The 24,180-nt window shown below is 71.7% G+C and carries 23 protein-coding genes; 12 read left to right on the plus strand and 11 right to left on the minus strand.

Annotated features, from left to right (window positions below; all coding sequences use genetic code 11):
• Nucleotide 1: 1 nt before the first annotated feature.
• Nucleotides 2-451, plus strand: coding sequence for a MucR family transcriptional regulator (locus AKJ13_RS20320; protein WP_050734987.1), 450 nt, complete (start codon nt 2-4; stop codon nt 449-451).
• A 40-nt stretch (nt 452-491) separates the two neighbouring features.
• On the opposite strand, the gene AKJ13_RS20325 is transcribed toward AKJ13_RS20320, so the two are convergent.
• From AKJ13_RS20325 to AKJ13_RS20350, 6 genes are all read right to left on the minus strand, one after another.
• On the minus strand, nt 492-722 hold the full coding sequence (locus AKJ13_RS20325) for a hypothetical protein (RefSeq protein ID WP_050734988.1): 231 nt from the start codon (nt 720-722) through the stop codon (nt 492-494).
• Nucleotides 723-969: 247 nt separating this feature from the next.
• Complete coding sequence (locus tag AKJ13_RS20330) at nt 970-2,574, minus strand: ABC transporter ATP-binding protein (protein ID WP_050734989.1); 1,605 nt, start codon at nt 2,572-2,574, stop codon at nt 970-972.
• A 4-nt stretch (nt 2,575-2,578) separates the two neighbouring features.
• Complete coding sequence (locus AKJ13_RS20335) at nt 2,579-4,006, minus strand: M20 family metallopeptidase (protein WP_050734990.1); 1,428 nt, start codon at nt 4,004-4,006, stop codon at nt 2,579-2,581.
• 60 nt (nt 4,007-4,066) lie between these two features.
• Nucleotides 4,067-5,002, minus strand: coding sequence for an ABC transporter permease (locus AKJ13_RS20340; RefSeq protein ID WP_050735023.1), 936 nt, complete (start codon nt 5,000-5,002; stop codon nt 4,067-4,069).
• A gap of 14 nt (nt 5,003-5,016) precedes the next feature.
• The gene (locus AKJ13_RS20345; protein WP_050734991.1) at nt 5,017-5,934 is read right to left on the minus strand and encodes an ABC transporter permease; all 918 of its coding nucleotides are present in this window, start codon (nt 5,932-5,934) and stop codon (nt 5,017-5,019) included.
• A gap of 119 nt (nt 5,935-6,053) precedes the next feature.
• Nucleotides 6,054-7,586 (minus strand): ABC transporter substrate-binding protein, encoded by a 1,533-nt coding sequence (locus AKJ13_RS20350; protein ID WP_050734992.1) that lies wholly within the window; start codon nt 7,584-7,586, stop codon nt 6,054-6,056.
• 176 nt (nt 7,587-7,762) lie between these two features.
• Here AKJ13_RS20350 and AKJ13_RS20355 point away from each other — a divergent pair, with 176 nt between their 5' ends.
• Nucleotides 7,763-8,665 carry a LysR family transcriptional regulator gene (locus AKJ13_RS20355; protein WP_050734993.1) on the plus strand — a complete coding sequence of 301 codons (903 nt, stop codon included), beginning with the start codon at nt 7,763-7,765 and terminating at the stop codon, nt 8,663-8,665.
• Nucleotides 8,666-8,674: 9 nt separating this feature from the next.
• On the opposite strand, the gene AKJ13_RS20360 is transcribed toward AKJ13_RS20355, so the two are convergent.
• Nucleotides 8,675-9,430, minus strand: coding sequence for a CDP-diacylglycerol diphosphatase (locus tag AKJ13_RS20360; protein ID WP_050734994.1), 756 nt, complete (start codon nt 9,428-9,430; stop codon nt 8,675-8,677).
• A 109-nt stretch (nt 9,431-9,539) separates the two neighbouring features.
• Here AKJ13_RS20360 and AKJ13_RS20365 point away from each other — a divergent pair, with 109 nt between their 5' ends.
• Complete coding sequence (locus tag AKJ13_RS20365) at nt 9,540-10,562, plus strand: DUF2891 domain-containing protein (RefSeq protein WP_050734995.1); 1,023 nt, start codon at nt 9,540-9,542, stop codon at nt 10,560-10,562.
• A gap of 180 nt (nt 10,563-10,742) precedes the next feature.
• Here AKJ13_RS20365 and AKJ13_RS20370 read toward each other — a convergent pair whose 3' ends face one another.
• Complete coding sequence (locus AKJ13_RS20370; protein ID WP_244471667.1) at nt 10,743-12,785, minus strand: ATP-binding protein; 2,043 nt, start codon at nt 12,783-12,785, stop codon at nt 10,743-10,745.
• Nucleotides 12,786-13,161: 376 nt separating this feature from the next.
• Between AKJ13_RS20370 and AKJ13_RS20375 the strand changes: the two genes are divergently transcribed.
• From AKJ13_RS20375 to AKJ13_RS20385, 3 genes are all read left to right on the plus strand, one after another.
• Nucleotides 13,162-14,310: an acyl-CoA dehydrogenase family protein gene (locus AKJ13_RS20375; RefSeq protein WP_200905667.1), complete on the plus strand. Its 1,149-nt coding sequence runs from the start codon at nt 13,162-13,164 to the stop codon at nt 14,308-14,310.
• A 137-nt stretch (nt 14,311-14,447) separates the two neighbouring features.
• Complete coding sequence (locus tag AKJ13_RS20380; RefSeq protein WP_082317040.1) at nt 14,448-17,762, plus strand: DEAD/DEAH box helicase; 3,315 nt, start codon at nt 14,448-14,450, stop codon at nt 17,760-17,762.
• 408 nt (nt 17,763-18,170) lie between these two features.
• On the plus strand, nt 18,171-18,605 hold the full coding sequence (locus tag AKJ13_RS20385; RefSeq protein WP_050734997.1) for a heme-binding protein: 435 nt from the start codon (nt 18,171-18,173) through the stop codon (nt 18,603-18,605).
• A 19-nt stretch (nt 18,606-18,624) separates the two neighbouring features.
• Here the strand turns inward: AKJ13_RS20385 and AKJ13_RS20390 are convergent, their stop codons facing one another.
• Nucleotides 18,625-19,179: a PAS domain-containing protein gene (locus AKJ13_RS20390; protein ID WP_050734998.1), complete on the minus strand. Its 555-nt coding sequence runs from the start codon at nt 19,177-19,179 to the stop codon at nt 18,625-18,627.
• A 286-nt stretch (nt 19,180-19,465) separates the two neighbouring features.
• Between AKJ13_RS20390 and AKJ13_RS20395 the strand changes: the two genes are divergently transcribed.
• The 3 genes from AKJ13_RS20395 (at nt 19,466) to AKJ13_RS20405 (ending at nt 21,382) form a co-directional block, all read left to right on the plus strand.
• Complete coding sequence (locus AKJ13_RS20395) at nt 19,466-19,696, plus strand: hypothetical protein (protein WP_050734999.1); 231 nt, start codon at nt 19,466-19,468, stop codon at nt 19,694-19,696.
• Nucleotides 19,697-19,804: 108 nt separating this feature from the next.
• Nucleotides 19,805-21,064, plus strand: a complete 1,260-nt coding sequence (locus tag AKJ13_RS20400; protein ID WP_050735000.1) for a Zn-dependent hydrolase — start codon at nt 19,805-19,807, stop codon at nt 21,062-21,064.
• A 15-nt stretch (nt 21,065-21,079) separates the two neighbouring features.
• Complete coding sequence (locus AKJ13_RS20405; protein ID WP_007565174.1) at nt 21,080-21,382, plus strand: hypothetical protein; 303 nt, start codon at nt 21,080-21,082, stop codon at nt 21,380-21,382.
• A gap of 22 nt (nt 21,383-21,404) precedes the next feature.
• Here the strand turns inward: AKJ13_RS20405 and AKJ13_RS20410 are convergent, their stop codons facing one another.
• Nucleotides 21,405-21,656, minus strand: a complete 252-nt coding sequence (locus AKJ13_RS20410; protein ID WP_007565173.1) for a hypothetical protein — start codon at nt 21,654-21,656, stop codon at nt 21,405-21,407.
• A gap of 159 nt (nt 21,657-21,815) precedes the next feature.
• Here AKJ13_RS20410 and AKJ13_RS20415 point away from each other — a divergent pair, with 159 nt between their 5' ends.
• From AKJ13_RS20415 to AKJ13_RS20425, 3 genes are all read left to right on the plus strand, one after another.
• The gene (locus tag AKJ13_RS20415; protein ID WP_050735001.1) at nt 21,816-22,544 is read left to right on the plus strand and encodes a hypothetical protein; all 729 of its coding nucleotides are present in this window, start codon (nt 21,816-21,818) and stop codon (nt 22,542-22,544) included.
• A 65-nt stretch (nt 22,545-22,609) separates the two neighbouring features.
• Nucleotides 22,610-22,816: a hypothetical protein gene (locus AKJ13_RS20420; RefSeq protein WP_039903324.1), complete on the plus strand. Its 207-nt coding sequence runs from the start codon at nt 22,610-22,612 to the stop codon at nt 22,814-22,816.
• A gap of 305 nt (nt 22,817-23,121) precedes the next feature.
• Complete coding sequence (locus AKJ13_RS20425) at nt 23,122-23,658, plus strand: hypothetical protein (protein WP_050735002.1); 537 nt, start codon at nt 23,122-23,124, stop codon at nt 23,656-23,658.
• Nucleotides 23,659-23,691: 33 nt separating this feature from the next.
• Here the strand turns inward: AKJ13_RS20425 and AKJ13_RS20430 are convergent, their stop codons facing one another.
• Nucleotides 23,692-24,054, minus strand: a complete 363-nt coding sequence (locus tag AKJ13_RS20430) for a hypothetical protein (RefSeq protein WP_007565169.1) — start codon at nt 24,052-24,054, stop codon at nt 23,692-23,694.
• Nucleotides 24,055-24,180: the final 126 nt, after the last annotated feature.

Below are 24,180 nucleotides of genomic sequence, written 5' to 3' on the forward strand. Positions count from 1 at the left end.
AGTGCCCGAAACGATCCCCGAGAGCAGCGCCGAACTGGCCGTCTTGGTCGGCGACATCGTCGCCGCCTATGTGTCGAACAATCCCGTCCCGCCGACCGCGCTGCCCGAGCTGATCGCCAGCGTTCACGGCGCCTTGGTCAATCTCGACGGCAAGCCGCCCGTGGAGGTCGAGCCCGTGATCGAGCCGCCGACCGCGGCCCAGATCCGCAAGTCGGTCCAGCAGGACGGCATCATCAGCTTCATCGACGGCCGGTCGTACAAGACGCTGAAGCGCCACCTGACGGCCCACGGCCTGACGCCCGAGCGCTACCGCGAGCGCTACGGCCTGCCGGCGGACTATCCGATGACCGCGCCGGGCTACGCCGCGCAGCGCTCCGCCCTCGCCAAGGCGATCGGCCTCGGCGTTCCGGGTGCCCGCGCCGATCAGCGCAGGACGGGCACCAAAGGCTGACCGGCGCCTCCGCCGATCAGCGGCTTCCTTCGGTCGCCGGTTACCGCTGGCGGAACGGCAGGATGCGCGCGATCATCCCGGGCAATCGCGCCCGGGGCGGACGTCCGAAGGTCTGGGCCCAGCTCAGGTAGATGATCCGAGCGCCGACGATCTCGGCGACCGCCTCCGGCTTGCCCGCGCGGCGGTTGCCGGTGTTGGCCCTGCGGCCTGCCCGTTGCGCCGATCCTTGGCGCCGGGACGGCTGCCCGTCCGGCAGGGACCGCCTGCGCAAGGACTGAGGATCATCGGGCTTGGCTGAGAACGACACGTCAAGAGTCCCCGTCCGCGTTCGAGGTGCGAGCGGGGACGGACGTTGCGGTCGGCCGTAGATCCGCCGGGGCGCTCGGGCCCTCGACAATGCCGGGATTTTACCGGATGGCCCGAAGCGGGACAGTCCGAGTCCGTCCAAAAAACTTGTCTGTGTGTCCAATGGCGGTCCCTGGCGTCTCAGAGAGGGGCCAGGACGTCTCAGCCGCCCGCTACGACGCGCGGGCACCCGGCACGGCCGCCAGCAGGCTGCGCGTGTAGGCGTGCTCCGGGGCGGCGAACAGGTCGGTGGTGGTGCGCATCTCCACGATGGCGCCGCGATGCATCACGGCGATGCGGTCGCAGATCGTGGCCGCCACCCGCAGGTCGTGGGTGATGAACAGCATCGCCAGCGAGAGCCGCTGCTTCAAATCCTCCAGCAGATCCAGCACCTGGCGCTGGACCGAGACGTCGAGGGCGGAGACCGCCTCGTCGGCCACCAGCACGTCCGGCTCCATGGCAAGCGCCCGGGCGATGCCGATGCGCTGGCGCTGGCCGCCCGAGAAGGCATTGGGGTAGCGGGCGGCGGCCTTCGGGTCGAGGCCGACGAGGTCGAGGAGGCTCCGCGCCCGCTCCCGCGCCTCCGCGGCCGGAACCCCGTGGGCGATCGGCCCCGCCGTGATGATCTGCTCCACGGTGCGGCGCGGGTTCAGCGACGCGAACGGGTCCTGGAAGATCATCTGGATGCCGCTGCGCTTGTCGCGCAAGGCCGTCTTGCCGAGGGCCGTATAGTCAAGGTCCCCCAGCCGGACCGTGCCGCCGTCGGGCTCGATCAGGCGGATCGCGAGCCGCGCGGTGGTCGACTTGCCCGAGCCGGACTCGCCGACGATGCCCAGGGTCTCGCCGCGGCGGACATCGAACGAAACCTCCTTCACCGCCCCCACGATCCGCGGCTTGCCGAACAGGCCGGAGCGCCCGGCATAGGTCTTGGACAGCCCGGACACCGAGAGGGCGACCGGGGCCGCCTCCATAGGCGCGCGCGGCGGCGGCGTCAGGCTCGGGACGGCGGCGAGCAGCGCCCTGGTGTAGGGTGCCTGCGGATTCCCCAGCACCGCCTCGGCGGTGCCGGATTCCACGAGCCGCCCGCGCTGGAGCACCGCCACGTGGTCGGCGATCTCCGCCACCACGCCGAAATCGTGGGTGATGAACAGGACGCTCATCCCGCGCTTCCGCTGCAGGTCGCGGATCAGCCTGAGGATCTGGGCCTGGGTGGTGACGTCGAGGGCCGTGGTCGGCTCGTCGGCGACCAGCACCGAGGGCTCCAGCGCCAGCGCCATGGCGATCATCGCCCGCTGCCGCTGGCCGCCGGAGAGCTGGTGCGGGTAGGCCCGCACCGCCTCCTCGGGGTTCGGCAGGCCGACCTCGGTGGCCAGCGCCACCGCCCGGGCCCAGCGCTCGCTGCGGGTGAGCAGGTTGTGCGCCTCAAACATCTCGGCGATCTGGTCGCCGATCCGCATCACCGGGTTCAACGCCGTCATCGGCTCCTGGAACACCATGGCGATGCGCCGGCCGCGCAGGGACCGCCACGCCGGCTCGTCGAGGGTCAGGAGGTCCCGCCCCTCGAACAGGATCGTGCCGGCCGTCGGCTTCAGGGCCCGGGGCAGGAGGCCGGTCAGCGCGTAGGCGCTCATCGACTTGCCCGAGCCTGATTCCCCGACCACGCACAGGATCTTTCCCGCTTCGAGATCGAGGTTCAGGCCCTCGACCGCGTGCGGGCGGTCGGCGCCCTTGGGGAGCGCGATCGTCAGATCGCGGATGCGGACGACCGGCTCGCTCATCGTGTCAGGCCCTCGCTTTGCGGCGGCGCAGGATGTCGGGTCCGGCCTCGGCCAGATCCCAGAACAGGCCGGCCATGATCGCCAGACCCTCGCGGGTGCCGGAGGCGAGCATGTGCTCGTCCGGCCCGTGCTGGCGGCAGGCCGGGTAGGAATGCGGCACCCAGAGGGTCGGCAGGCCCAGGATCTCCGAGAAGGCGTCGTTCGGCAGCGAGCCGCCGAGATTGGGCAGCAGCGCCGGCTTCTTGCCGGAGCTCGCCTCGATCGACTGGAGCGCCCACTCGACCCAGGGATCCTCCACCGGCAGCCGCGTCGCCTGGAACACCTCGGCGGCGCGGGCTGGCCTGACCTCGATCATCGGGAAGCCGTGCGCGTCGAGATGGGCGCGCACGTTCCGGATGAGGTTCTGCCAGTCTGTGCCGACCACGAAGCGCAGCTGCAAGGTTGCCTTGGCGTGAGGCGGCACGGCGTTGAGCGGCCCGTCCGGATCGCCGGTCTTGAAGGCCAGGACCTCCAGGGTGTTCCAGGCAAAGACCCGCTCGGCGGGCGTCAGGCCTGGCTCGCCCCAGTCGGAATCGATCTTGGGCGCGGTCGGGTCCTCGCCGACGCGGATGTCGGCGAGCGCCGCGCGCACGCCCTCGGGAATCGGCGGCGGCCGCAGGGCCTCGACCAGGATGCTGCCGCGGGCATCGACCATCGAGGCGATCGCCGAGGCCAGCACCGTGCCGGGGTTGCGCAGCAGCCCGCCCCAGTTGCCGGAATGGTGCGGGCCCTCGCGCAGGTTCAGGCTGAGCTCGAAATTGTAGGCGCCGCGGGAGCCCAGGAAGAGGGTCGGGCGCTCGCCGTTGAGGCGGGGGCCGTCCGAGGCGATCAGCACGTCCGAGCGCAGGGAATCGGCCTGCTCACGGCAGAACGGCCGCAGGCCCGGGGAGCCCGATTCCTCGCCCATCTCGATCAGCAGCTTTACGTTGAAGCCGAGATGGCCCTCGCGGGCCGCAATCACCTGCTCCAGGGCGGCGAGGTTGAGGACGTGCTGGCCCTTGTTGTCGGCGGTGCCACGCCCGTACCAGCGGTCACCCTCGACCACGATCTCCCAGGGGCCGAGACCCTCGCGCCACTGCTCGGGATAGCCCCGCACCGTGTCGCCGTGGCCGTAGATCAGCACGGTCGGCAGGTCCAGGTCCGCGCCCTCGCGCCGCTCGGCGATCAGGAACGGGCCGTGCACCCCGTCGGGGTTCGGGAAGATCTTTGGCGTCTCGAAGCCGAGCCGGGCGACGAGCGGCACGATGAAGGCGTCGAGATAGGCGCGCAAGGCCGCCTCCTGGCCGGGGGCCTGGCTCTCGGTGGGCATCGCCACCGCCTCCCGCAGGAGGGCGAGAAACGCGCCCGAATCGAAAGCCTCCGTGGCGCGCGCGATGGCGGCGTCTCGCGTCATGGTGTGTTTCCCGTGAAACATTTTGGTAACCTGTCGGCGGGCGCTGGCCCGGCGAGGCGGTCAGTTGCGCGCCTCGGGGGCGGTGATGTCGCGCAGGCCGTCCCCCAGGAGGTTGATCGCCAACACGAGGAGGAGGAGCGCCACGCCGGGGATGGTGATCACCCAGGGCTGGAAGAACATGTACTGCTTGCCCTCGGCGATCATCAGGCCCCAGGAGGGCAGGGGCGGCTGCACGCCGAGGCCGAGGAACGACAGGGCGGCTTCCAGCAGGATCGCATGGGCCATCTCCAGGGTCGCCACGACGATCAGGGCGTTCATGATGTTGGGCAAGATCTCCTGGCGGATGATCCGCAGGTCGGTCAGCCCGGCGGCGCGGGCGGCCGAGACGAAATCCTGATTGCGGATCTGCTGGGTGGCGGCGCGCGTCACCACGGCGAAGCGGTCCCAGAGCAGGAAGCCCAGCACCAGCACCACCACCTTCAGGGAGCCGCCGACCAGCGCCGCCATGGCGAGCGCAACCAGCACCACCGGCATGGCGAGCCGGGTGGTCACGATGTAGCTCACCACCGAATCGACCCAGCCGCCGAAATAGCCGGCGCACAATCCGAGCACCGTGCCGATCAGCCCGGAGATCAAAGCCGCCGAGATCCCGATCAGCAGGGAGATCTGGCCGCCGTAGAGCAGGCGGCTGAGATAATCGCGGCCGAGCTTGTCGGTGCCGAGCACGTGGTCCCAGGTGCCCTTGGCCTGCCAGATCGGCGGGATCAGGCGGCGGGACACGTCCTGCGCGTAGGGATCGTGCGGGGCGATGAGCGGCGCGGCGAGCGCCGCCAGCACGATCAGCCCGAGGATCCCGGCCCCGATCAGGAAGCCGGTGTGGCGCAGGCCCCGCCGCAGGATCAGGCGGGTGGGGGAGGGCACCGGCGCGAGGGCAATCGGCGCGTCCGGCGGCAGGGCGGGGGCGGCGAGCGCCGCCGTGTCGGGGGGCAGGCTCATGGCGGGCTCCATCCTCAGGCCTGGCGCAGGCGCGGATCGAGGAAGGCGTTCAGCAGGTCGGCAGCGAGCGTCAGGCCGATATAGATCATGGCCAGAACCAGCACGATCGCCTGGACGACGGGGAAGTCGTTGCGGGCGATGGATTCCCAGGCGAGCTGGCCGAGCCCCTGGAGCGAGAACACCGCCTCGATCACGATCGAGCCGCCGAGCATGAAGCCGAACTGCACCGCCGACAGGGCGATCACCGGGATCACGGCGTTGCGCAAAGCGTGCCGCACCAGGATCTTTCGGGGCGGCAGCCCCTTGGCGCGGGCGGTGCGGACATAGTCGGAGGCCAGCACCTCCAGCATGCCGTTGCGGGTCAGCCGCATCACGGCGGGCATCGCGTAATAGCCGAGCGCCACCGCGGGTAGGACGAAGTTCTGCCAGCTGGCGTTGCCCGAGACCGGCAGCCAACGGAGATTCACGGAAAAGATCAGGATCAGCGTCAGGCCGAACCAGAAGCTCGGCATCGCCTGGCCGAGCACCGAGACGGCGAGCGCCGTCCGGTCGATCCAGGTATCCCGCTTCACGGCGGCGACGACGCCGAGCGGGATCGCCACGAACAACGCCACGGCGAGCGCGATGAAGCCGAGATAGAGGGTGATCGGCAGGCGGGCGGCCAGCAGGTCGATCACGCTCTCGCGGAAGTAGAAGGAATTGCCGAAGTCGAGGTGCAGCGCCCGCCAGCCCCAGGTGAGGAACTGGGTCAGCATCGGCTGGTCGAGCCCGTAATCCTGGCGGATCTGCGCGATCTGCGGCCCGGTGGCCTCGGGTCCGGCGATCGCGGTCGCGAGGTCACCCGAGAGGTGGAGGAGCAGGAAGCTCGCCACCGAGACCGTGAAGGCCACCGCCAGGGCGACCAGCACGCGCCGGAACGTGAAGGCCAGCATGGCTCAGGCTTCCTTTCGGCGATGCGGACCGGATTGGCTCCCGCCTTCGGAACCCGGGCGGATCGCGGGTCCCGTCTCCCGCACGGGAAAGGGGGCGCGGTGCGTCACGGCCCCCACCATCACTTCCACGACGCCGCGTAGAAGCGCGCCACCTCGTCGGGCTGGGCGGTGAAGGTCAGGTCCGACGTGAAGGCGTAGTTGGTCGAGTAGGAGAACATCGGCAGCGCGTAGGCCTCCGCGGCGATCCGCTGGAGCGCCTTGGTGTAGGCGGCCTTGCGGGTCTCCGGATCGGTGGAGCCGTCACCCTTCTGGAGGTCGGCGATCACCTGCGGATCCTTGGTCAGGTCCTCCTCGCCGCCGCGGAAATACACCCCGTCGAAGGCCGAGACGTCGAGAACCGAGAACGAGCCCCAGGTCTGGAAGCCGATCGAGGTCTTGCCGGCCCGCAGCGCGTCGCGGAAGGCCGCGTAGCGCAGGTAGTTGAGCCGCGCCTTGATGCCGACGGCACCGAGATAGCCGATCACCGCCTCGGCGTAGTCGCGCTCCCGGTAGGCGCCGAGATCGATCTCGAAGCCGTTCGGATAGCCGGCTTCCTTGAGCAGCGCCTTGGCCTTGGCCGGGTCGTAGGGGTAGCGCATCACCCCCTGGTCGGTGCAGCCGAACTGGTCGACGAAGCACAGCGCGTTCATCACCCGCGAGGCGCCGCGCACGAGGTTGTCGACCATCGCCTTGCGGTCGATGGCGTAGGAGATCGCCTGCCGGACGCGGACATCCTTGAGCGGCGAGTTCTCCTTCGCCCGGCCCAGCGTGTCGAATTGCAGGAAGCCGACCCGCATCGTCTCGGAGTTGAGCACGGTGACGTTGGGTGCGGCGCGCAGCTGCTCGGCCTGGTCGCTCGGCACCCGCCAGATCCAGTCGACGCCGCCGGTCATCAATTCGGCCATCCGGCTCTCGCCGTCCGGGATGACGCGGAACTGCAGCTTGCCGATCTTCGGTTTTCCGAGCGGGCTGCCGGACCAGTACTTGTCGAATCGCTCCATGCTGACGCCGCGGCCGCTATCGACCTTGGTGATCCGGTACGGGCCGCTGCCGATCGGCGCCTTGGCGAAGCCGTCGAGGCCGACCTTTTTGAAGTAGTTGGCCGGGAAGATCGGGGTCGGTCCGGCGAGGTATTCGAGCGCCGCCGGGAACGGCGCCTTAAGGTGGATGCGGACCGTATGCGGGCCGGTCACCTCCACGGACTTCATCCAGTCGACGTTCTGCCGGGTGACCGTGCGGGCCTCGGGCGTCAGCACGTAGTTGAACGTGAAGGCCACGTCCTCCGGCCCGAGCGGGTCACCGTTGTGGAAGGTCACGCCCTCGCGGATCGTGAGATCGAGGCTCGTGTCGTCCGCCCAGGTCCAGGCGGTCGCCAGCATCGGCTTGTAGCTGCCGTCCTTGGGGTCCCGATACAGCAATGTGTCCCAGCAGTTCCGGGCCAGGATCACGCCCTCGCGGGCGCTGTTGTGATACGGGCTGACGTTCTCGGGTTCGCTGTCCGAGGCGTAGACCAGGGTGTCGTTGGCCTTGCCGGCCAGGGCCGGGCTCGCAGCGACCAGCGCAATCAGGGACGCTGCCAGGGAAGCGGTGAGGGGGATCGTCCGTACCGGCATGTCGACTCCGTCTCCGACGGCGGAGCGGCAGGATGCCCGGAGAGACTCCGCGACTGCCGCGTTTTTCACCCTGCGATGATGTTGTGCATCTGGGATCGCAACAAGTAGAATTTGGCGAGCGCTGCATTGCCGTTTCGGCAACGGGACTGCGGTATAAATGATATCGAGGCAGGATAATGCAGGCAACCGGGCTGCGCTACTTCCTGGCGGTCGCCCGCACCGGCTCTATCGCGGCGGCCTCGTCCCAGCTCAACGTCGCCGCCTCGGCGATCAGCCGGCAGATCGCCAACCTCGAAGCCGAGCTTGATTGCGTCCTGTTCGAGCGGCGCCCGCGCGGCATGGTGCCGAGCCCGGCCGGGGAGCTTCTAGCCCAGCACGCCCACCAGATGCTGATCCGCTCCGAGCAGGTGATCGCCGAGATCCGCGAGCTGGAGGGGCTCGCCCGGGGCCTGATCCGGGTGGCGAGTTCCGAGGGGTTTTCGCTCGACATCGTGCCAAGCGCCGTAGCGTCCTTCCACGCGGCACATCCCGGCCTGCGCTTCGAGGTGACGGTGCTGCCCCCCGCCCAGGTGACCCAGATGGTGGCCGCCGGCGAGGCCGATCTCGGCATCACCTTCGCGCTCGCGCCGACCAAGCAGGTCGAGGTGCTGTATGACGGGCAGGTCGACATGCGGGTGCTGGCCGCGCCCGATCATCCCCTGGCGCAGGCGAAGGTCGTGCAGCTGTCCGAGCTGCCGAATTATCCCGTCGCCCTGCCGACCCGGGACACGACCCTGCGGCAGGTGTTCGAGGCCGCCTGCCTGCACGAGGGCATCGTGGTCGAGCCGGTCCTGACCGCCAACAACCTGTCCACGCTGCTGCCGTTCGTCCGGAACTCGCGCGGTCTCGCGCTGATGTCGGCGCTGTCGGTGCGGACGCCGGTGGACCTGAATGCGTTGATCAGCCTGCCGATCCGCGCCCGGGCGAGCCTCGCCCGGGGCATCCAGATCCAGGCCATGCGCGACCGGCGGTTGCCCCGGGCGGTACGCGGCTTCCTGCGCCAGCTCATGGACGCGCTGCCGCCGGCGGGCGTCGCTTAGGACGCCGGGTCAGGCGCCGCCGCGGCCCGAGGCGACGGCGCAGCTATGGTCCATCACGTCCTCGGCGCTGGCGCTCGGCGCCCGGTAGGCCAGCAGCAGGAAACCCGGTTCGGGATCGCCCGGCGGCGTGGCCAGCGCCGCGAAGCTGGTCCGGTGCAGGTCCGGCCGGGGGCCCGGCAGGGTGCGCAGGGCCGCGAACGGGTTGAAGCGCTCGGCTTCGGCGGCCGGCACCCGCATCGCGTGGTAACGATCCCCGGCGAGCGCCACCGGGAAGCGCGTCCAGGTCCCGCGGATCTGGCGACCATGTGCCTTCACGGCGGCCAGCACGCTCGGCTTCAGGCAATCGAGGTGGATGTGGAGCTGATCCTGGCTCCGACCCCGAGCGGAGTTGACCGCGAGCCCCACGGCCTCAAGCGGCAGCCTGCCCTTCAGGGCATCCGACACGAACGGGCGCGCCGCCAGCGCCGCCCGCCAATAGGCCGCCCCGCGCGGCCCGCGCAGGACCGGGGCTTCGAGCCCGGGCGTGGTCTCGGTCGGCATCACCACGATGTGGGTCGGCTCGCCGGGCGCGCGCAGCACCGCCGAGCCGGGCCGGTCCTTGTCGCCGAGATCGACCGAGAGGCACGGAAACGTCCGGTCGGCGATCCGCTTGGCGAGCACGCAGGTCTTGAGCGCGGCCCAGAGCACGTCCCGGCTGGGATCCGGCGCCGCCGCGGCCGGCATCGCGAGCGTAACGACGAGGGCGGCGATCGGCGCACGGCGCATGGAAAGTCCCGATGAGACCGGGCCGGCGGACTGCCCGGCCGGCCGGGCTTGCGATAACCGTCTCGCACCGCGCCGGCAAAGCGCCCGGCGCCGCATTGGGAGTTCCGCGATGCCGCACGCGCTCACCCCGGAGATCGGTGCCCGCTTCGCGGCACTCGCCCTCGGCCACGTCACCCGCGAATATCCGAACAAGCCGGGCCACGTCCTGGCCGGCCCCGAGGATGCCCGTACCCCCGCCGCGCTGCACCCGGTCTTCCACGGCAGCTACGATTGGCATTCCTGCGTCCACGGATACTGGCTGCTGGCGCGGGTGCTGCGGCGTTTCCCCGACGGGGCGCAGGCCGGGGCAATCCGCACGCGGTTCGACGCGCAGCTGGTGCCCGACAAGGTGGCCGGGGAATGCGCCTACTTCGCCGCCCCGACCGCCCGGGGCTACGAGCGGCCCTACGGCTGGGCCTGGCTCCTGAAGCTCGCCGACGAACTGTCCCGCCTGCCCGAGCGCCGCTGGGCCGAGGCCCTGGCGCCGCTCACCGCGATGATCGCGGATCGCGTGCGGGAATTCCTGCCGGTCGCGCCCTATCCGGTGCGGGTCGGCACGCATTTCAACACCGCCTTCGCGCTGCGGCTGGCGGCCGACTACGCCGAGGGCGCGGGCGACGGAGCCCTGTTCGACCTGCTGCTGCGCACCGCCGAGCGCTGGTACGGGGCGGACACGGATTGCCCCGCCTGGGGCGAGCCCGGGGGCGACGATTTCCTGTCCTCCGCGCTGATCGAGGCCGAATGCCTGCGTCGCCTCCTGCCGCCGGACACGTTCCGGCCCTGGTTCGACCGGTTCCTGCCGGATCTCGCGGCGGGGCGGCCCGCGACCCTGTTCCGGCCCGCCAGCGTGACCGACCGCAGCGACGGCAAGATCGCCCATCTCGACGGGCTGAACCTCAGCCGCGCCTGGTGCTTCCGCGCGCTCGCCGCCGCTCTCGACCCGGACGACCCCCGCCGCCCGCCGCTCCGGGCCGCCGCCGAGGCCCATCTGGAGGCTGGCCTCCCGCATGTGACCGGCGACTATATGGGCGAGCATTGGCTCGCGACCTTCGCGCTGCTGGCGCTGGAGGCCGGATCGACGTCCAGCCCGTGAGGCCGAAAACCATGAGAGGTTTCTGAGAACCTTTTGCCGCAGCTGGCGTTGTTATCTGTCAGGGTGAAGCAGGACTTGGAACAAAAAAAGGACCGCCCCCGAAAGAGCGGTCCGAAGTCTTGGGAGGAAACGCCCACGAGGGGCAGCAGCACGGCGACGCCATCGCCATGCTGCATCGCATCAACCGGAGAGCGGGGGGCTTGTTCCCCGCCCGATCCGGCGCTGCGTCGCCTCGTAGAGCACCTGGGCGAGCTGCTCGGCCGAATAGGGCTTGCGCACCAGCGCGAATCCGTGCGCGTCGTCGGTCGCGAGCACGTGGCTGTAGCCGGAGGTCAGGACCACGGGCAGCTCCGGCCGGCTGCGCTGCAGATGGCGGGCGAGGGCGACGCCGCCCATCCCGGGCATGACCACGTCCGAGAAGACCGCGTCGAAGCGGTTCGGCGTCTGCTCGAGCTCGGTGAGCGCCTCTTCGGCGGATTTCGCCCAGATCGGCGCGTGGCCGAGATCCTCGAGGATCTGGGTGCAGAAGCGGCCGACCCCGAGATTGTCCTCCACGACCAGGATGCACAGGCTCCGCTGCGGTTCGGCCTCCCGGCGGTCGTCGCGGTTCGGATCCGCCGCCTTCGTGGGGGCGTCGACCTGCGGCAGGTAGAGGGTGAAGCGGGTGCCCCGGCCCGGCTCGCTCGCCACGTCGATATCCCCGCCTGACTGCTTGGCGAAGCCGATGACCTGGCTGAGCCCGAGCCCCGTGCCCTTGCCGATCTCCTTGGTGGTGAAGAACGGTTCGAAGATCCGGCCGAGGTCGGGTGCCGGGATACCGGCCCCGGTATCGATCACCACCACGGCCACGAACGGCCCCACGGCGCCGGCATGCCCGCGGATCGGCGGCATCGGGCGGCCGCTCTCGAGGCGCAGGGTCAGGCTGCCTTCCCCGTCCATCGCGTCGCGGGCGTTCACCGCCATGTTGATCAGCGCGGTCTCGAACTGGCTCTCGTCGGCCCGCACGAAGCAGGCCCTGTCGGGCAGGTCGGTCTCGACATGGATGCGGGCACCGGTGACCGAGTCGATCATGTCGGCGATGCTGCGCAGGCGCTGGCCGATATCGAAGACCTGGGGCTTAAGGGCCTGGCGCCGGGCGAAGGCCAGCAACTGGCCGGTGAGCTTGGCGGCCCGGTCCACCGTGTCGGACACGGCGTCGAGGTAGCGGCGCTTGCGCTCCTCGGCGAGGTCCGGCCGGCGCAGGAACTCGACGGATGAGCGGATGATGGTCAGCAGGTTGTTGAAGTCGTGCGCGACGCCGCCGGTGAGCTGGCCGATCGCCTCCAGCTTCTGCGATTGCCGCAGGGCTTCCTCGGCCTGGCGCTGCTCGGTGATGTCGCGGCCGAAGCCGTAGAACAGCCCGTCCTCCGGCACGACGGTCCAGAGCACCCGCCGCCGGTCGCCGTCGCGGGTCATGCACGACAGCTCGACATCCTCGGCCCGGCGGCCCTCGCAGAGCGGCCGGAGCGCCGACAGCGCCGTCTCGCGCTCCGCGGCAACGACGAAGTCGATGGCTTTCCCGCCCAGGGTCTCGTCCTCGGACCAGCCGAGCGCCCGGCTCCAGGACGGATTGACCGACTGGACCTGCCCGTTCTTGTCCGAGACGATCTTCAGCACCGGCGACAGGTTCCAGACCCGGTCGCGGTCGCGGGTCTGGGCGGCGACCTGCGCCTCCAGCCGGTCCGCCCGGGATTGGAGCAGCGCCTCGTCCCGGTGGCGCGCCGCGGCGGCGCGCCGACTCTCGAGCAGGCTCATCAGGGTCCGGGCGAGCCCCTCCAGGATGGTGACCTGCGGCCCGGTCAGGCCGCGCGGCTCGGGGGCGAGGACGCTGAGCGTGCCGATCGCCCAGCCATCGGGGGTGACGAGCGAGACACCGGCGTAGAGGCCCAGGCCCGGCGCGCCGGTGCCGTCCTGCAGCACCAGGGCGCCCGGCTGGCACAGGGTCCGGATGCACAGCTCGGCGTCGAGGGGCCGCTCCGGCCCGTCCCCGCCGATGGCGGCCGCGGTCCAGAGCCGGTCGGCATCGACGAAGGTGATCCGCGCCAGCGCGGTGCCGCAGGAGGCCGCGGCGATCCGGGCGATGTCGTCGAATATGGGGTCCGGCGGGGTGTCGAGAACGGAATAGCTGTGCAGCGCCGCGAGGCGCTGGGGATGATGGCGTTCGAAGCCCGACGGGCAGGACATGGTCTCGTTCCGCGACACGGCTGCGTCATAGCTCACGGCACCGACCTCCCAAACTGGGGCGACCGCCCGCGGCCTGCCGACTTGTTAAGCCGGTTCTCCCTACAACGCATGGGTGCAGATTTGAGTCCGGCTGCCCGGTGCAGATCGCCGCGCCGCCAGGCTGTCCGCGCTTGAGCCACTGCCCGCCGGTTTGCGATGTGCAGTATCGTCGCACGGCAGGCCGAAACCCGGAGCGGCAAGTTGCCCGTGGGCAGTGTGCTCCCGAGGGGTGATCGCCGACGTTCGGGAGACGATGATGGCAAGCCAAAGCCCCGGCCCGTCACCCCGGATTCGGTATCCAGGGTGACGGGCTGGGCTCGTCATGACCGGAGCAGCCGTGGACCTCAGACTCGACGACATCGCCTGGGGCACGCGGAGCGATCCGGTTGCGGCGGCCCGCGCGGTCGCGGCCGGGGCGGCGCGTCGGGCCGGCCGCCACGATCACGACGGCGGCTTTCCGGCGGAGGATGTCGCCGAACTCGCCCGGGTCGGCCTGCTGGCCGCGCCGGTCCCCCGGCGTGACGGCGGCGCGGGTCTCGGCGAGGAACCGGACGGGGCGATCCTGCGCGCGGTGCTGACGCATATCGGGGCCGGCAGCCTCGCGCTCGGGCGCGTCTACGAGGGCCACGTCAACGCGGTCCAGCTCGTCGCCCGCTTTGCCAGCGGCGCGGCACGCAACACCCTGCTGGCGGATGCCGCGCAAGGCCATCTGTTCGGGGTCTGGAACACCGAGCCGCCGGGCCGGGGCCTCAAGATCGACGGCACCGACGGCACCCCGGTCCTGCGCGGCGTGAAGACCTTCGCGTCGGGGGCCGGGTTCGTGACCCGCGCCCTGGTGACCGCGCAGCCCGCCGCGCCCGGGTCGCAGATGATCGTCGTCGCCCTCGAACCCGGCGAGCGGGCGGACCTCTCCGCCTGGCGGGCGCAGGGGATGCGGGCCTCGGCCACCGGCACCGTGGATTTTACCGGGCTGGGCGCCGACCGCTTCACGCCGGTCGGCGCGCCCGACGATTACCAGGCGCAGCCGCATTTCTCGGGGGGCGCCTGGCGCTTCCTCGCGGTGCAGCTCGGCGGCCTGGAGGCGCTGCTCGACGCCTGGCGCGGCCATCTCGTCGCCACCGGCCGCGGCGAGGATCCGCACCAGCTCGCCCGTCTCGGCGAGGGCGTGATCGCCGCCGAGACCGCGCGCCTCTGGGTCGCGCGGGCGGCCGCGATCGTGGGCGACGAGGGCGATCCGGACGGGATCATCGCCTACGTGAATCTCGCGCGCCTCGCGGTGGAGCGCGCCGGGCTCGACCTCCTGGAACGGGCACAGCGCTCGGTCGGCCTGCAGGGCTTCCTGCGCGACCACCCGCTGGAGCGCCTGACCCGGGATCTTGCCACCTACCTGCGCCAGCCCGGCCCCGACCGGGCGCTCACCGAGGGCGCCCGCCACGTCCTGCGCGCGCCGCTGGCGAGCGGCGATCTCTGGCTCGACGAGGCCTGACCCCGAGGGGCGGCGGCCCGGATCCGGGACGCAAGCCCTTTCGAATGCGGCATCGGGTCTGTGGATCGGATGGCCGCGGCCGGGAGCCCTAACCGTCGACCGGCGTTTCCAGCGGCCGGGACAGGTTCGGATCATAGATGGCCAAGCGCAGGACGAAGACGGTCGCCCATCCGGACACCGAGGACGCACCGCTGATGCCCACCGGCGCGCTGGCGGTGGCGCTGCTCGACCTAGCCGAGGGCACGGCCCCCCTGGTCCACGTCGCCCGGGATGCTCGGCGGCTGGACGAACTGGCCGCCACCCTCAGGGCCCTGGACCCCGAGGCGCGCGTCGCCGTCTACCCGGAATGGGATTGCCTGCCGCTCGACCACGCCTCGCCCTCGCGGGGCATGATGGGCGCCCGGGCCGCCACGATGCGCTGGCTCACCGACCGGGACGCCCTGCCGGGCTTCGTGCTCACCACCGCTCCCGCGCTGATCCAGCGCGTACCCCCGCCCGAGACCTGGGCCGATGCCCGGGTGACCCTTCGGGTCGGCGACGCCCTGGACGTCGCCGCCGCGATGGCCGACCTCAAGCGCCTCGGCTACATCCTCGACGAGCGGGTCGACGAGCCGGGCGAGATCGCGGTCCGGGGCCGCACCATCGAGGTGTTTCCCGCCGCCGCCCCGCGCCCCTGCCGGATCGAGCATGCCGAGGGCCGCGTCACCGCGATCCGCTCCTACGACCCGATCTCGCAGCGCTCCGTCGCCGAGGTCGCGGATCTGGTGATCGACCCGGCCACCGAGATCATCCTGGCGCCGGATTCTGGCCAGAGCTTCGAGCCCTTCACCGGGCAGGAGCATCGCCTCGAGCGCTACTATCCCCGTCTCGTCACCCTGCTCGACTACATGCCCGAAGCCCGGCTGGTGGTCGAGGACGGGACCCAGGCCCGGGTCGACGCCTTCTACGAGCAGATGGACGAGGCCGGAGCCCGCCGGGCGCCGCGCGGCGCCCGGCCGGAGGGCGGCGAGGGGCTCTACCTCGCCCCCGAGGCGTGGCGGGCCGCCGTGGCGGAGCGCACCCGTGCGGTCGCCACGGACGCGGCGGCGGAGCCGGTGGCGGTGCCGGTCTTCGCTCGGGAGCGCCGGCCCGAGGCGGCCTTCGCCAAGGCGATGCGCGAGCGGCTGAAGGCCGGGGACATCGTCGTCCTGGCCGGCTCCCGCCAGCCGCTGCGGCGCCTCGTGCGCCAGGCCGGCAAGATTGCCGAGCGCCCGGTCCGGCTGATCGACGGCTGGTCCGACCTCGCCGACGCGGCCCCGGGCGACATCCTCGCCTTGGAGGCGCCGGTCGGGGCCGGCTTCCAGGTTCCCGCCAGGGGCGCGACGGTGTTCGCCGCGGCGGACCTGTTCGGGCCGGATGCCGCCGTCGCCGGCACCGCCCGGGCGATCCTGCCGATGGGCGAGGTCGACCTGCGCCCCGGCGACGTCGCGGTCGACCGCGAGCACGGCCTGTGCGTGTTCGAGGGGCTCGAGCCGGTCGAGACGCCGGCGGGCATTGCCGCGGAAGCCGCCTCCGAACCCTCCGAGGCCCTGCGCCTGCGCTTTGCCGGCGACGCGATCCTGATGGTTCCGGTGACCCAGGCCGACCGGATCTGGCGCTACGGCCCGGAGCCGGATGCCGTCACCCTGGACAAGCTCGACGGCGGCACCTGGGCCCGCCGCCGCCTGGCGGCCGAGGCCACCATGGCACGCACCGCCCGGGCGATGCTGGAGGCCGCCCGCGCCCGCCGCGACACCGAGGCTCCGGTCCTGGCGCCGCCCTCCCGCGACATGGAGCGGTTCGCCGCCGGCTTCGGCTACGCCCCGACCCCGGACCAGGCCGCCGCGGTCGATGCGCTGATGGCCGACCTCGCCTCCGGCCGGCCGATGGACCGGCTGGTCTGCGGCGATGTCGGCTTCGGCAAGACCGAGGTCGCGCTGCGGGCCCTGGCGGCGACGATTTTTGCCGGCAAACAGGCTGCGCTGATCGCCCCGACCACGGTGCTGGCCCGCCAGCACGCCGAGACCTTGCGCCGGCGGTTCGGCCGGTTCGGCATCGAGGTCGCGCAGCTCTCGCGCCTGGTCTCGCCGGCCGAGGCCAAGCGAGTGAAGGCCGGGCTGTCCGACGGTTCGATCCAGCTCGTCGTCGGGACCCAGGCGCTCGCCGGCCGCGGCGTGCGATTCGCCGATCTCGGCCTGACCGTGATCGACGAGGAGCAGCGCTTCGGCGCCAAGATGAAGGCGGACCTGCGCCGCCTCGCCGAGGGCGGACACGTTCTGACGCTTACCGCCACCCCGATCCCGCGCACCCTCCAGGCGGCGCTCGTCGGCCTGCAGAGCCTCAGCGTGATCGCCACGCCCCCGGTGATGCGCCAGCCGGTCCGGACCGTGGTGGCGCCGTTCGAGGCCGACGCGGTGCGCGAGGCCCTGATCCGCGAGCATCGCCGGGGCGGGCAGAGCTTCGTCGTCTGCCCGCGCATTGAGGACATCGCCCCCATGGCCGAGCGCCTGCGCGGCCTCGTCCCGGGTCTCGACGTGCTGGTGGCGCATGGCGACCTGAAACCCTCGGCCATGGACGAGGTCATGGTCCGCTTCGCCGACGGGGACGGGGACGTGCTGCTCGCCACCGCCATCGTGGAGAGCGGGCTCGACGTGCCCCGGGCCAACACGATGCTGGTCTGGGAGGCGGCCCGGTTCGGGCTGGCGCAGCTTCACCAGTTGCGCGGCCGCGTCGGACGGGGCCAGCGGCGCGGAGTCGTGCACCTGCTCAGCGATCCGGCCGCGCCGCCCCCGCCGCAGGCCCTGCAGCGCCTGCGCGCCCTGGAGGCCCTCGACCGCCTCGGCGCCGGCTTCGCGGTCAGCGCCCGCGACCTCGACCTGCGCGGCGCCGGCGACCTCGTCGGCGAGGACCAGGCCGGCCACGCCAAGCTGGTCGGGCTCGGCCTCTATCAGCACCTGCTGCAGCTGGCGCTCACCGCCGCCAAGGGCGAGCCGGCCGAGGATTGGAGCCCGGAGATCGAGATCGGGCTGCCGAGCCGGATCCCGGCGGATTACGTCCCGGAGCCGGAAATCCGCCTGAGCCTCTACACACGGCTGCTGCGCCTGCGTGACGGTGAGGCGATCGAGGCGCTCGCCGGCGAGGTCGAGGACCGCTTCGGCACGCCGCCGGCGCCGGTCCTGGCCCTGTTCACCCTGGCGCGGCTGCGGGCCGCCTGCTGCGGGCTGGGCGTGGCCCGGCTCAGCGGCGGTCCCCAGGGCGTCGCGGCCGATATCCGGCCCGACCGGCCCCTGCCGCCGATGCCGGCTGAGGACGGGATCATCCTGCGCGCGGGGCGCCTGGTCTGGCGGCAGGCCTGCGCCGACGCGGAGGCGCGCGCGGGCCTCGCGGCGGATCTGCTCGACCGCATCCGGACCGCCCGGGACCGCGCCGCCTGAGGCGGATCCGAACCCGGGCGGCCCTCACGCGCTTGTGAGCGCCGCCCGGGCCAGACCGGTAAATTCGTATCAGTGACAGCGGGCCCGCCGCAGCCCATCTGCGGCGGGCCACATCCCGACCGAGCGCCCCGTGCCACCAGGCGGCACGCCGGACCGGTCGGGTCCTGACGTTGTACCGGGGTCTCTTGCCCTTTTGTCTCCGGTACGGCCGCATGGCCGGGCGCCCATGACCCCGTGCAAGGCGGGTGCCCGGCCTGTCGTCCGCGGAGGCCGGGCCGGGCGATCGGCCTGATCCGGAGTTGACCGGCGCCGTCCGCTCGGGCCTTCTCACCCAGAACGGGAGACGCTCGGGTTCGATGGAATTTCTCCGCGATCCTGCGCCGACCCGGGGTCAACCAGGGAGGTACCATGCACGTCACGATTGAGCAGGCCGAGCGGGCGATCGCCGCGGCACGGGCGAAGGCCCAGGAGCTGGGCACCCAGATGTGCATCGCGGTCGTCGATTCGGGCGGCAACCTGAAGGCGTTCCACCGCATGGACGATGCCTGGGTCGGCTCGATCGACATCGCCCACAAGAAGGCCAAGACCTCGGTATTCTTCGGGATGATGACCGGCCAGATCGGCCAGCTGTCCCAGCCGGGCGGCCCGCTCTACGGCATCGAGCATTCCAATGACGGACTGATCACCTTCCCGGGCGGTATCCCGATCGTCGACGCCGACGGTGTCATGTCGGGCGCGATCGGCGTCAGCGGCTCCACGGTGGAGAACGATCACACCGTGGCGGAGGCCGGTGCCAAGGCCATCGGCCAGACCGAGCTCCCGGCCCATCCCTGGCGGACCTGAGACCGCTCCGGCCCCGGCCTTACGGGTCGCGCTGCGCGAGCGCCCGGCCGATCCCGAGCAGCAGCATGCTCGAGATCAGCCGGAGGTTCTCGTCGCCGTAGCGATCGAGCGCGGAATGGACCCGGATGCATTGGTCGGCAGCGGATTCCAGATGCTTGATCTGCGCCGCGTCCGCGTCCAGCCCGGCCGGGAGGGAGCTGGGATAGAGATCCGTGACATCGATATAGGCGCCGCGCCCGCGCAGCGCCCCGCCGGTATCCGGGGCCAGGCGGCCGCGATTGAGGATCCAGCGGACCTCGCCGGTCGCGCTCAGGACGCGGAATTCCAGCGAGACCAGGCCGCCGGTCCGGCGCACCTTGCGGATCCGGTCGAACACCCAGCCGCGATCCTCGGGGTGGATGCGCCCCAGGGCCACGTCCAGCGGCAGGGGCTTGCCGGCAAAGCTCGGATTTCCGGACAGCAGGGTGGCCGCGCCCGCGTCGAGCACGGAGCGGCCGGCCAGGACATCCGTGTCCCAGGTCCCGACAAATCCCGCATCTTGCAGGGCGGAGGTCGCCGTGGAGGCCAACGCCATTCAATCCCCCGAAGCGGCTGTGTCGGGCCCGGCACCCGACAACCTGCTGCGACACAAGCCAGCGTCAATTCGGTTGTCGGCGAATCGATCCAAGTCCGGCGCCGCCCCGCGCCCTGACATGTCGTCACGGGTCTCCGGCACCGGGTCGACGCCGCGAGCCCGCCGGCGGGCCGAGCAAACCCGGCGTAAAGCATTTCGTGATGCGGTCTCGGCGCCGTTGAGACTGTATCCACGTCGGCGGTGAGCACCCACGATGCTCGGATACCGTATCGTTCCAGGTTTTTTGATGCGCAGCTACATCTTCCGGGCGATCCGCCGCGAGCCGGACGGGATGCTCGGCCCGGACCTGTACCGGCAGGCCTTCAAGGCTGCCGGCGACGCGGCCGCGGTGGCTGCGGCCAAGCGGATCGATCTCGATCTGGCCGAGCTCGGAGCCAACGCGGTCTACGTGACCGCCGAGGATGGACGGGCGATCTGGAGCCTGCACGCGCAGGACTTCCCCGATCCGCGCCTCTGACCGACGATGTCCGCCCCCGCCGCCCCGTCCCTGGTGCTGCGCGGCATCACGGCCTAACCTCGTCGGCTCCGGTATACGGCCGGCCAGGGCGCGCGGGATCACACCAGCATGGATCGCACCAATCTCCCGCTCTCGCAGGAGCGCCTCTGGGACAGCCTGATGGAGCTCGCCCGGATCGGCGCGCTCCCCAACGGCGGCAACGACCGGCAGACCCTCACCGACCGGGACGCCGAGGGGCGCGCCCTGTTCCAGCGCTGGGGCGAGGCGATCGGGCTGACGCTCACCGTGGACCGGATCGGCAACATGATCTTCCACCGGCCGGGCCGGGACCCGGGCCGGAAGCCGGTCGCCATCGGCAGCCATCTCGACACCCAGCCCACCGGCGGCAAGTTCGACGGACCGCTCGGCGTGCTCGCCGGGCTGGAGATCCTGCGCGCCCTGCACGAGGCCGGGATCGAGACCGAGGCGCCGCTCCTGCTGATCAACTGGTGCAACGAGGAGGGCGCGCGCTTCGCCCCGCCGATGAGCGGCAGCGGCGTCGCCATGGGGATCGTCCCGGAGGCCGACGTGATGGAGACCCGCGATCTCGACGGCCGCGTCTTCGGCGAAGAGCTGCGCCGGATCGGCTGGCAGGGGGAGGCGGATCCCGCGGCTCTTCGCGGGATCGGCGCCTACTTCGAATTGCACATCGAGCAGGGCAAGCGCCTCGAGGATGCCGGCCTGACCATCGGGGTGGTCGACCGCGCGCTCGCCCAGATCTGGTATGAGATCACCGTGCTGGGCGAGGAGGCCCATGCCGGCAGTCCCATGGCCGGGCGGCGCGACGCCATGATGGCCGCCGCGGCGCTGATCGGGTCCCTGGAGGACATCGCCCGGGACGCCGTCGGCCCGGAGGGCGAGCGCGGCCGCGCCACCGTGGGGGTCCTGAAGGCCGAGCCGGCGAGCCGCAACATCACCCCGGGCCGGGTCTGGTTCAGCCTCGACACCCGCCACGGCGATCCCGGGCAGCTGGAGGCGATGCGCGGGCAGATCCTGACCCGGGCCGACGCGCTGTCCGCAGAGCGGGGCGTCACGATCCGGGTCGAGGAGTTCTGGCGCGCGCCGCTCACGCCCTTCGACCCGGTGCTGGTCGACCGCGTCCAGGCGGCCGCCGAGGCGCGGGGCCATGCCTGGACCCGGATGCCGACCGCGATCTATCACGATGCCGTCTACTGTGCCCGGATGGTGCCGGCGGCCCTGGTGTTCTGCCCGTGCCACGGCGGCATCAGCCACAACGAGGCCGAGAGCATCACGCCGGACTGGGCTCGGGCCGGCATGGAGGTGCTGGCCGACGCGGTGCTGGCCACCGCCGGTCTCGCACGCGCCTGAGGAGGCTGGTTCGGCATGTCCGACGACAACGTCATCCGCCCGACCTTCGGCGCTCCCCGCCCGGCCGCGCCCCCGGAGCCCGATCCCGGGCAGCCGCCGATGCGCCTGTTCGGTGCGGCGGCGGGCCACCGGGTCGGCCTGATCCGCGACCCGGCCGCCCAGGAGGGCGACGTGTTCCGGATCGTGGTCGGCCCGGAGGACGAGCACGCCGTCGAGACGGTGGCGCTGCTGCCGGCGGCGGGTGACACGGAAGGGGAGGCGGAGCGGATCGGCTTCGCGATCCTGCGGGCGCTCGAAGTGGTCGAGGGTGCGGTCTGATCCGGACTGCCGGCCCGGCCGGTCAGGCGATCGGCTTCGGCTTGATGATCGGCGAGCGGGTGAGGCTCTGGATCTCGCGGCCGGGCCGTCCGGCCTTGAGGGCGATCTCCTCCTCCTGCTCGGCGATGACCTGCCGGGCCGGCTCGTCGCCGTCCAGCCCGCCGAGGATCTCGGCCGGGACGCGCCGGTTCGAGGCCCGGGAGCCGTCCTCGAAGACGACGTCGAACAGAATGAAGCCCCGTTCCTGGGGTCTCGACTTGATGCGCTTAGCCATAGGTGCTGATACGCCAGCGCGATCCCGCGTGGCAGGGGGCACCGCCGCGCAGGGGGTTGCGCCGCGCGCAGCGCCGAACCCGCCCGCGGCCCCGCTCTCGCCGTGATCTTTCGTGCCGACGGTCCCGGACCGGCCGCACCGCCAATCGAGGAAACGTCCGTGATACCCTGGGTTCATCTCGACACCGGCTCCGTCCCGGGGGGCGGCACCGATCTGCGCCTGATGCAGCGGGGCGACGAGTTCTCGATCCTGGCCGACACGATCGAGCTGATGAACAACCGCCGCAGCGGCTCCGAGGCGGCGCTCGCCGCGATGACCTGCGAGCGGCTCAGGGACCGGCCCCGGGCCCGGATGCTGATCGGCGGCCTGGGCATGGGCTTCACCCTGCGGGCGGCGCTCGAGGGTCTCGGCCCGGACGCGCGGGTCGTGGTGGCCGAGCTGGTGCCGGCCGTGATCGCCTGGGCCCGCGGCCCGCTCGCCCATGTCTTCGGCGATTGCCTGGACGACCCCCGGGTCGACGTGCAGGAATCCGACGTGAACCGCCTGATCCAGGCGGGGCCGGGCCAGTACGACGCCATCCTGCTCGACGTCGATAACGGCCCGGAGGGGCTGATGCGCCGCTCGAACGACCGGCTCTACGACAATTGGGGCCTCAAGCGGGCCCGCTGGGCCCTGCGGCCGGGTGGCATCCTGGCCGTCTGGTCGGGCGCCCCGGACCGGAAGTTCAAATCGCGGCTGCAGCGCTCCGGCTTCGCGGTCGAGGAGGCCCGCGTCCACGCCAGCGGCCGCGGCAGCGGACCCAAGCACGTGGTCTGGCTCGGCACCCGGACCGAGGGGCCGGTCGCGCCGGATCGGCCGGAGACCGGCCGCCCGAAAGCCGCCCGGTAACCGCCGGGCTGCCGCCCACGGTCGCACCCCCTGGGCCGGCGCGCGGGAATCCGCACATGCGGGTCATGGGTGCGAATGGCGGGCATCTCTACACGGTCGAGGTCAGGCCGAGCCGGCATGACCCGGGCCGCTTCACGTGGGCGATCCGCGACCGCGGCAAGCTGGTCCGCGGCTCGTACCGCCCGCATGCCTCCGAGGGGGCCGCCCGGGCGGTCGCCCTGGCCGAAGTGGACCGGCTCATCGGGCATGACGAGCCGCAGAACGACGGCTGACCGGCCGGAGCTATGGTCTGGACGCGCATCTCAACAGCCAGGCCGTGTCATCTATGCATGCAGAAACAAACCTCGGTCTGTTGCATGCCGCAATGCGGTAGCCTATCTGTGCAGTGCGGGATGGCGATGGCGTCGCGATCCCGCTGCCCTTCTTGGGCGTTTCCTCCCTAGACTTCGGGCCGCTCCTTCGGGAGTGGCCTTTTTTCTGTGCTGTATCCGCCGCGGGATATACGCCTGAGATCCGCGCCCTGGGCCCGGAGCTTCGGTCAAGCGGAACCATGACCTTGGCTGTTCGTTCTGCCGTCATGGAACACTACAGATCCACCCTTGCGACGACCGCGATCGCCGTATTCGGCCTGGTCGTAGCCGCCCATACTCTGCATCCGGGCAATTACGAGGTGCAGCCGCGCCCGGTCCGGACAGAGGCGGCGCAGGCCGCGCCGTCGACCTGGATGGATCCGCCGGCCCGGATGGCCGGCACGATCAAGCCCGAACCCGCCGTCTCCGAGACTGCGCGCGCGCCCGCTTCCGACCTGCTGTCGCCCCGGCTGGCCGCCGCACTGCCGCCGGGCGCCGTCACGGCCCCGGCGCTGCCGAGCGCGCTGGTCGCTCCCGCCGAGAAGGCGCGGAAGACGCTCGTGGCGAACCGGGTGAAGGTGGCGGATCGCGGCCTGCGTCGGACCGCCCGCCTGCGCCATGCCGGCCTGGACCGCACTGCGGCCGTCGTCGAGCCGATTGTCGCCGCCGCACCGACCCCGGCACCCGCGCAGGCGGCCCAGACAATCGATCCGATCGGCGACCTGATCCGCGGCCTCGGCCTCGCTCACGACAGCGAGGGCTGAGCCGGGCCGGGCTCAGCCACACCCGCCCACCCGCTACTGGACGTGGATGGTCAGCTTCATCTTCGGGTGGATGCCGCACTGGATGACGAAATCCCCCGGCTCCTTCAGGACCAGGCGGGTCTCGGTGCCGGGCTCCTGATCGCCGGCATCGAAGGAGAACCTGTCCGCCTCGATGAAGGCGTGGTGGGTCTGGTTGGCATCTTCGTTGCGCAGGGTGATCGTGTCGCCGCGCCGCAGGAACAGGTCGGTCGGCACGTAGTGACGTCCCTTCTGCAGGACGAGCCGGGTCGTGGCCGACAGCGTCGCCCAGGCCGCGTGCGGCGCGACGCACAGACCCGCCAGAACCACCGTCCCGACGAGGAGCAAGGGCTGCAGGCGCCGGTCGCGAAGGGGCATGTTGGGTGTCCGCTGGAAAATGGGATGCGCCGGGGCAAGGGATAAAGACCGGATCGCCCGCCGAGCGGCCCGGGAAACCGCGACGCCCATGGTGCGCCGAGGCCCTCAACATCCCGCTACGCCAAA

The sequence above is a fragment of the Methylobacterium sp. ARG-1 genome (assembly GCF_001262595.1).
GTDB lineage: Bacteria > Pseudomonadota > Alphaproteobacteria > Rhizobiales > Beijerinckiaceae > Methylobacterium > Methylobacterium brachiatum.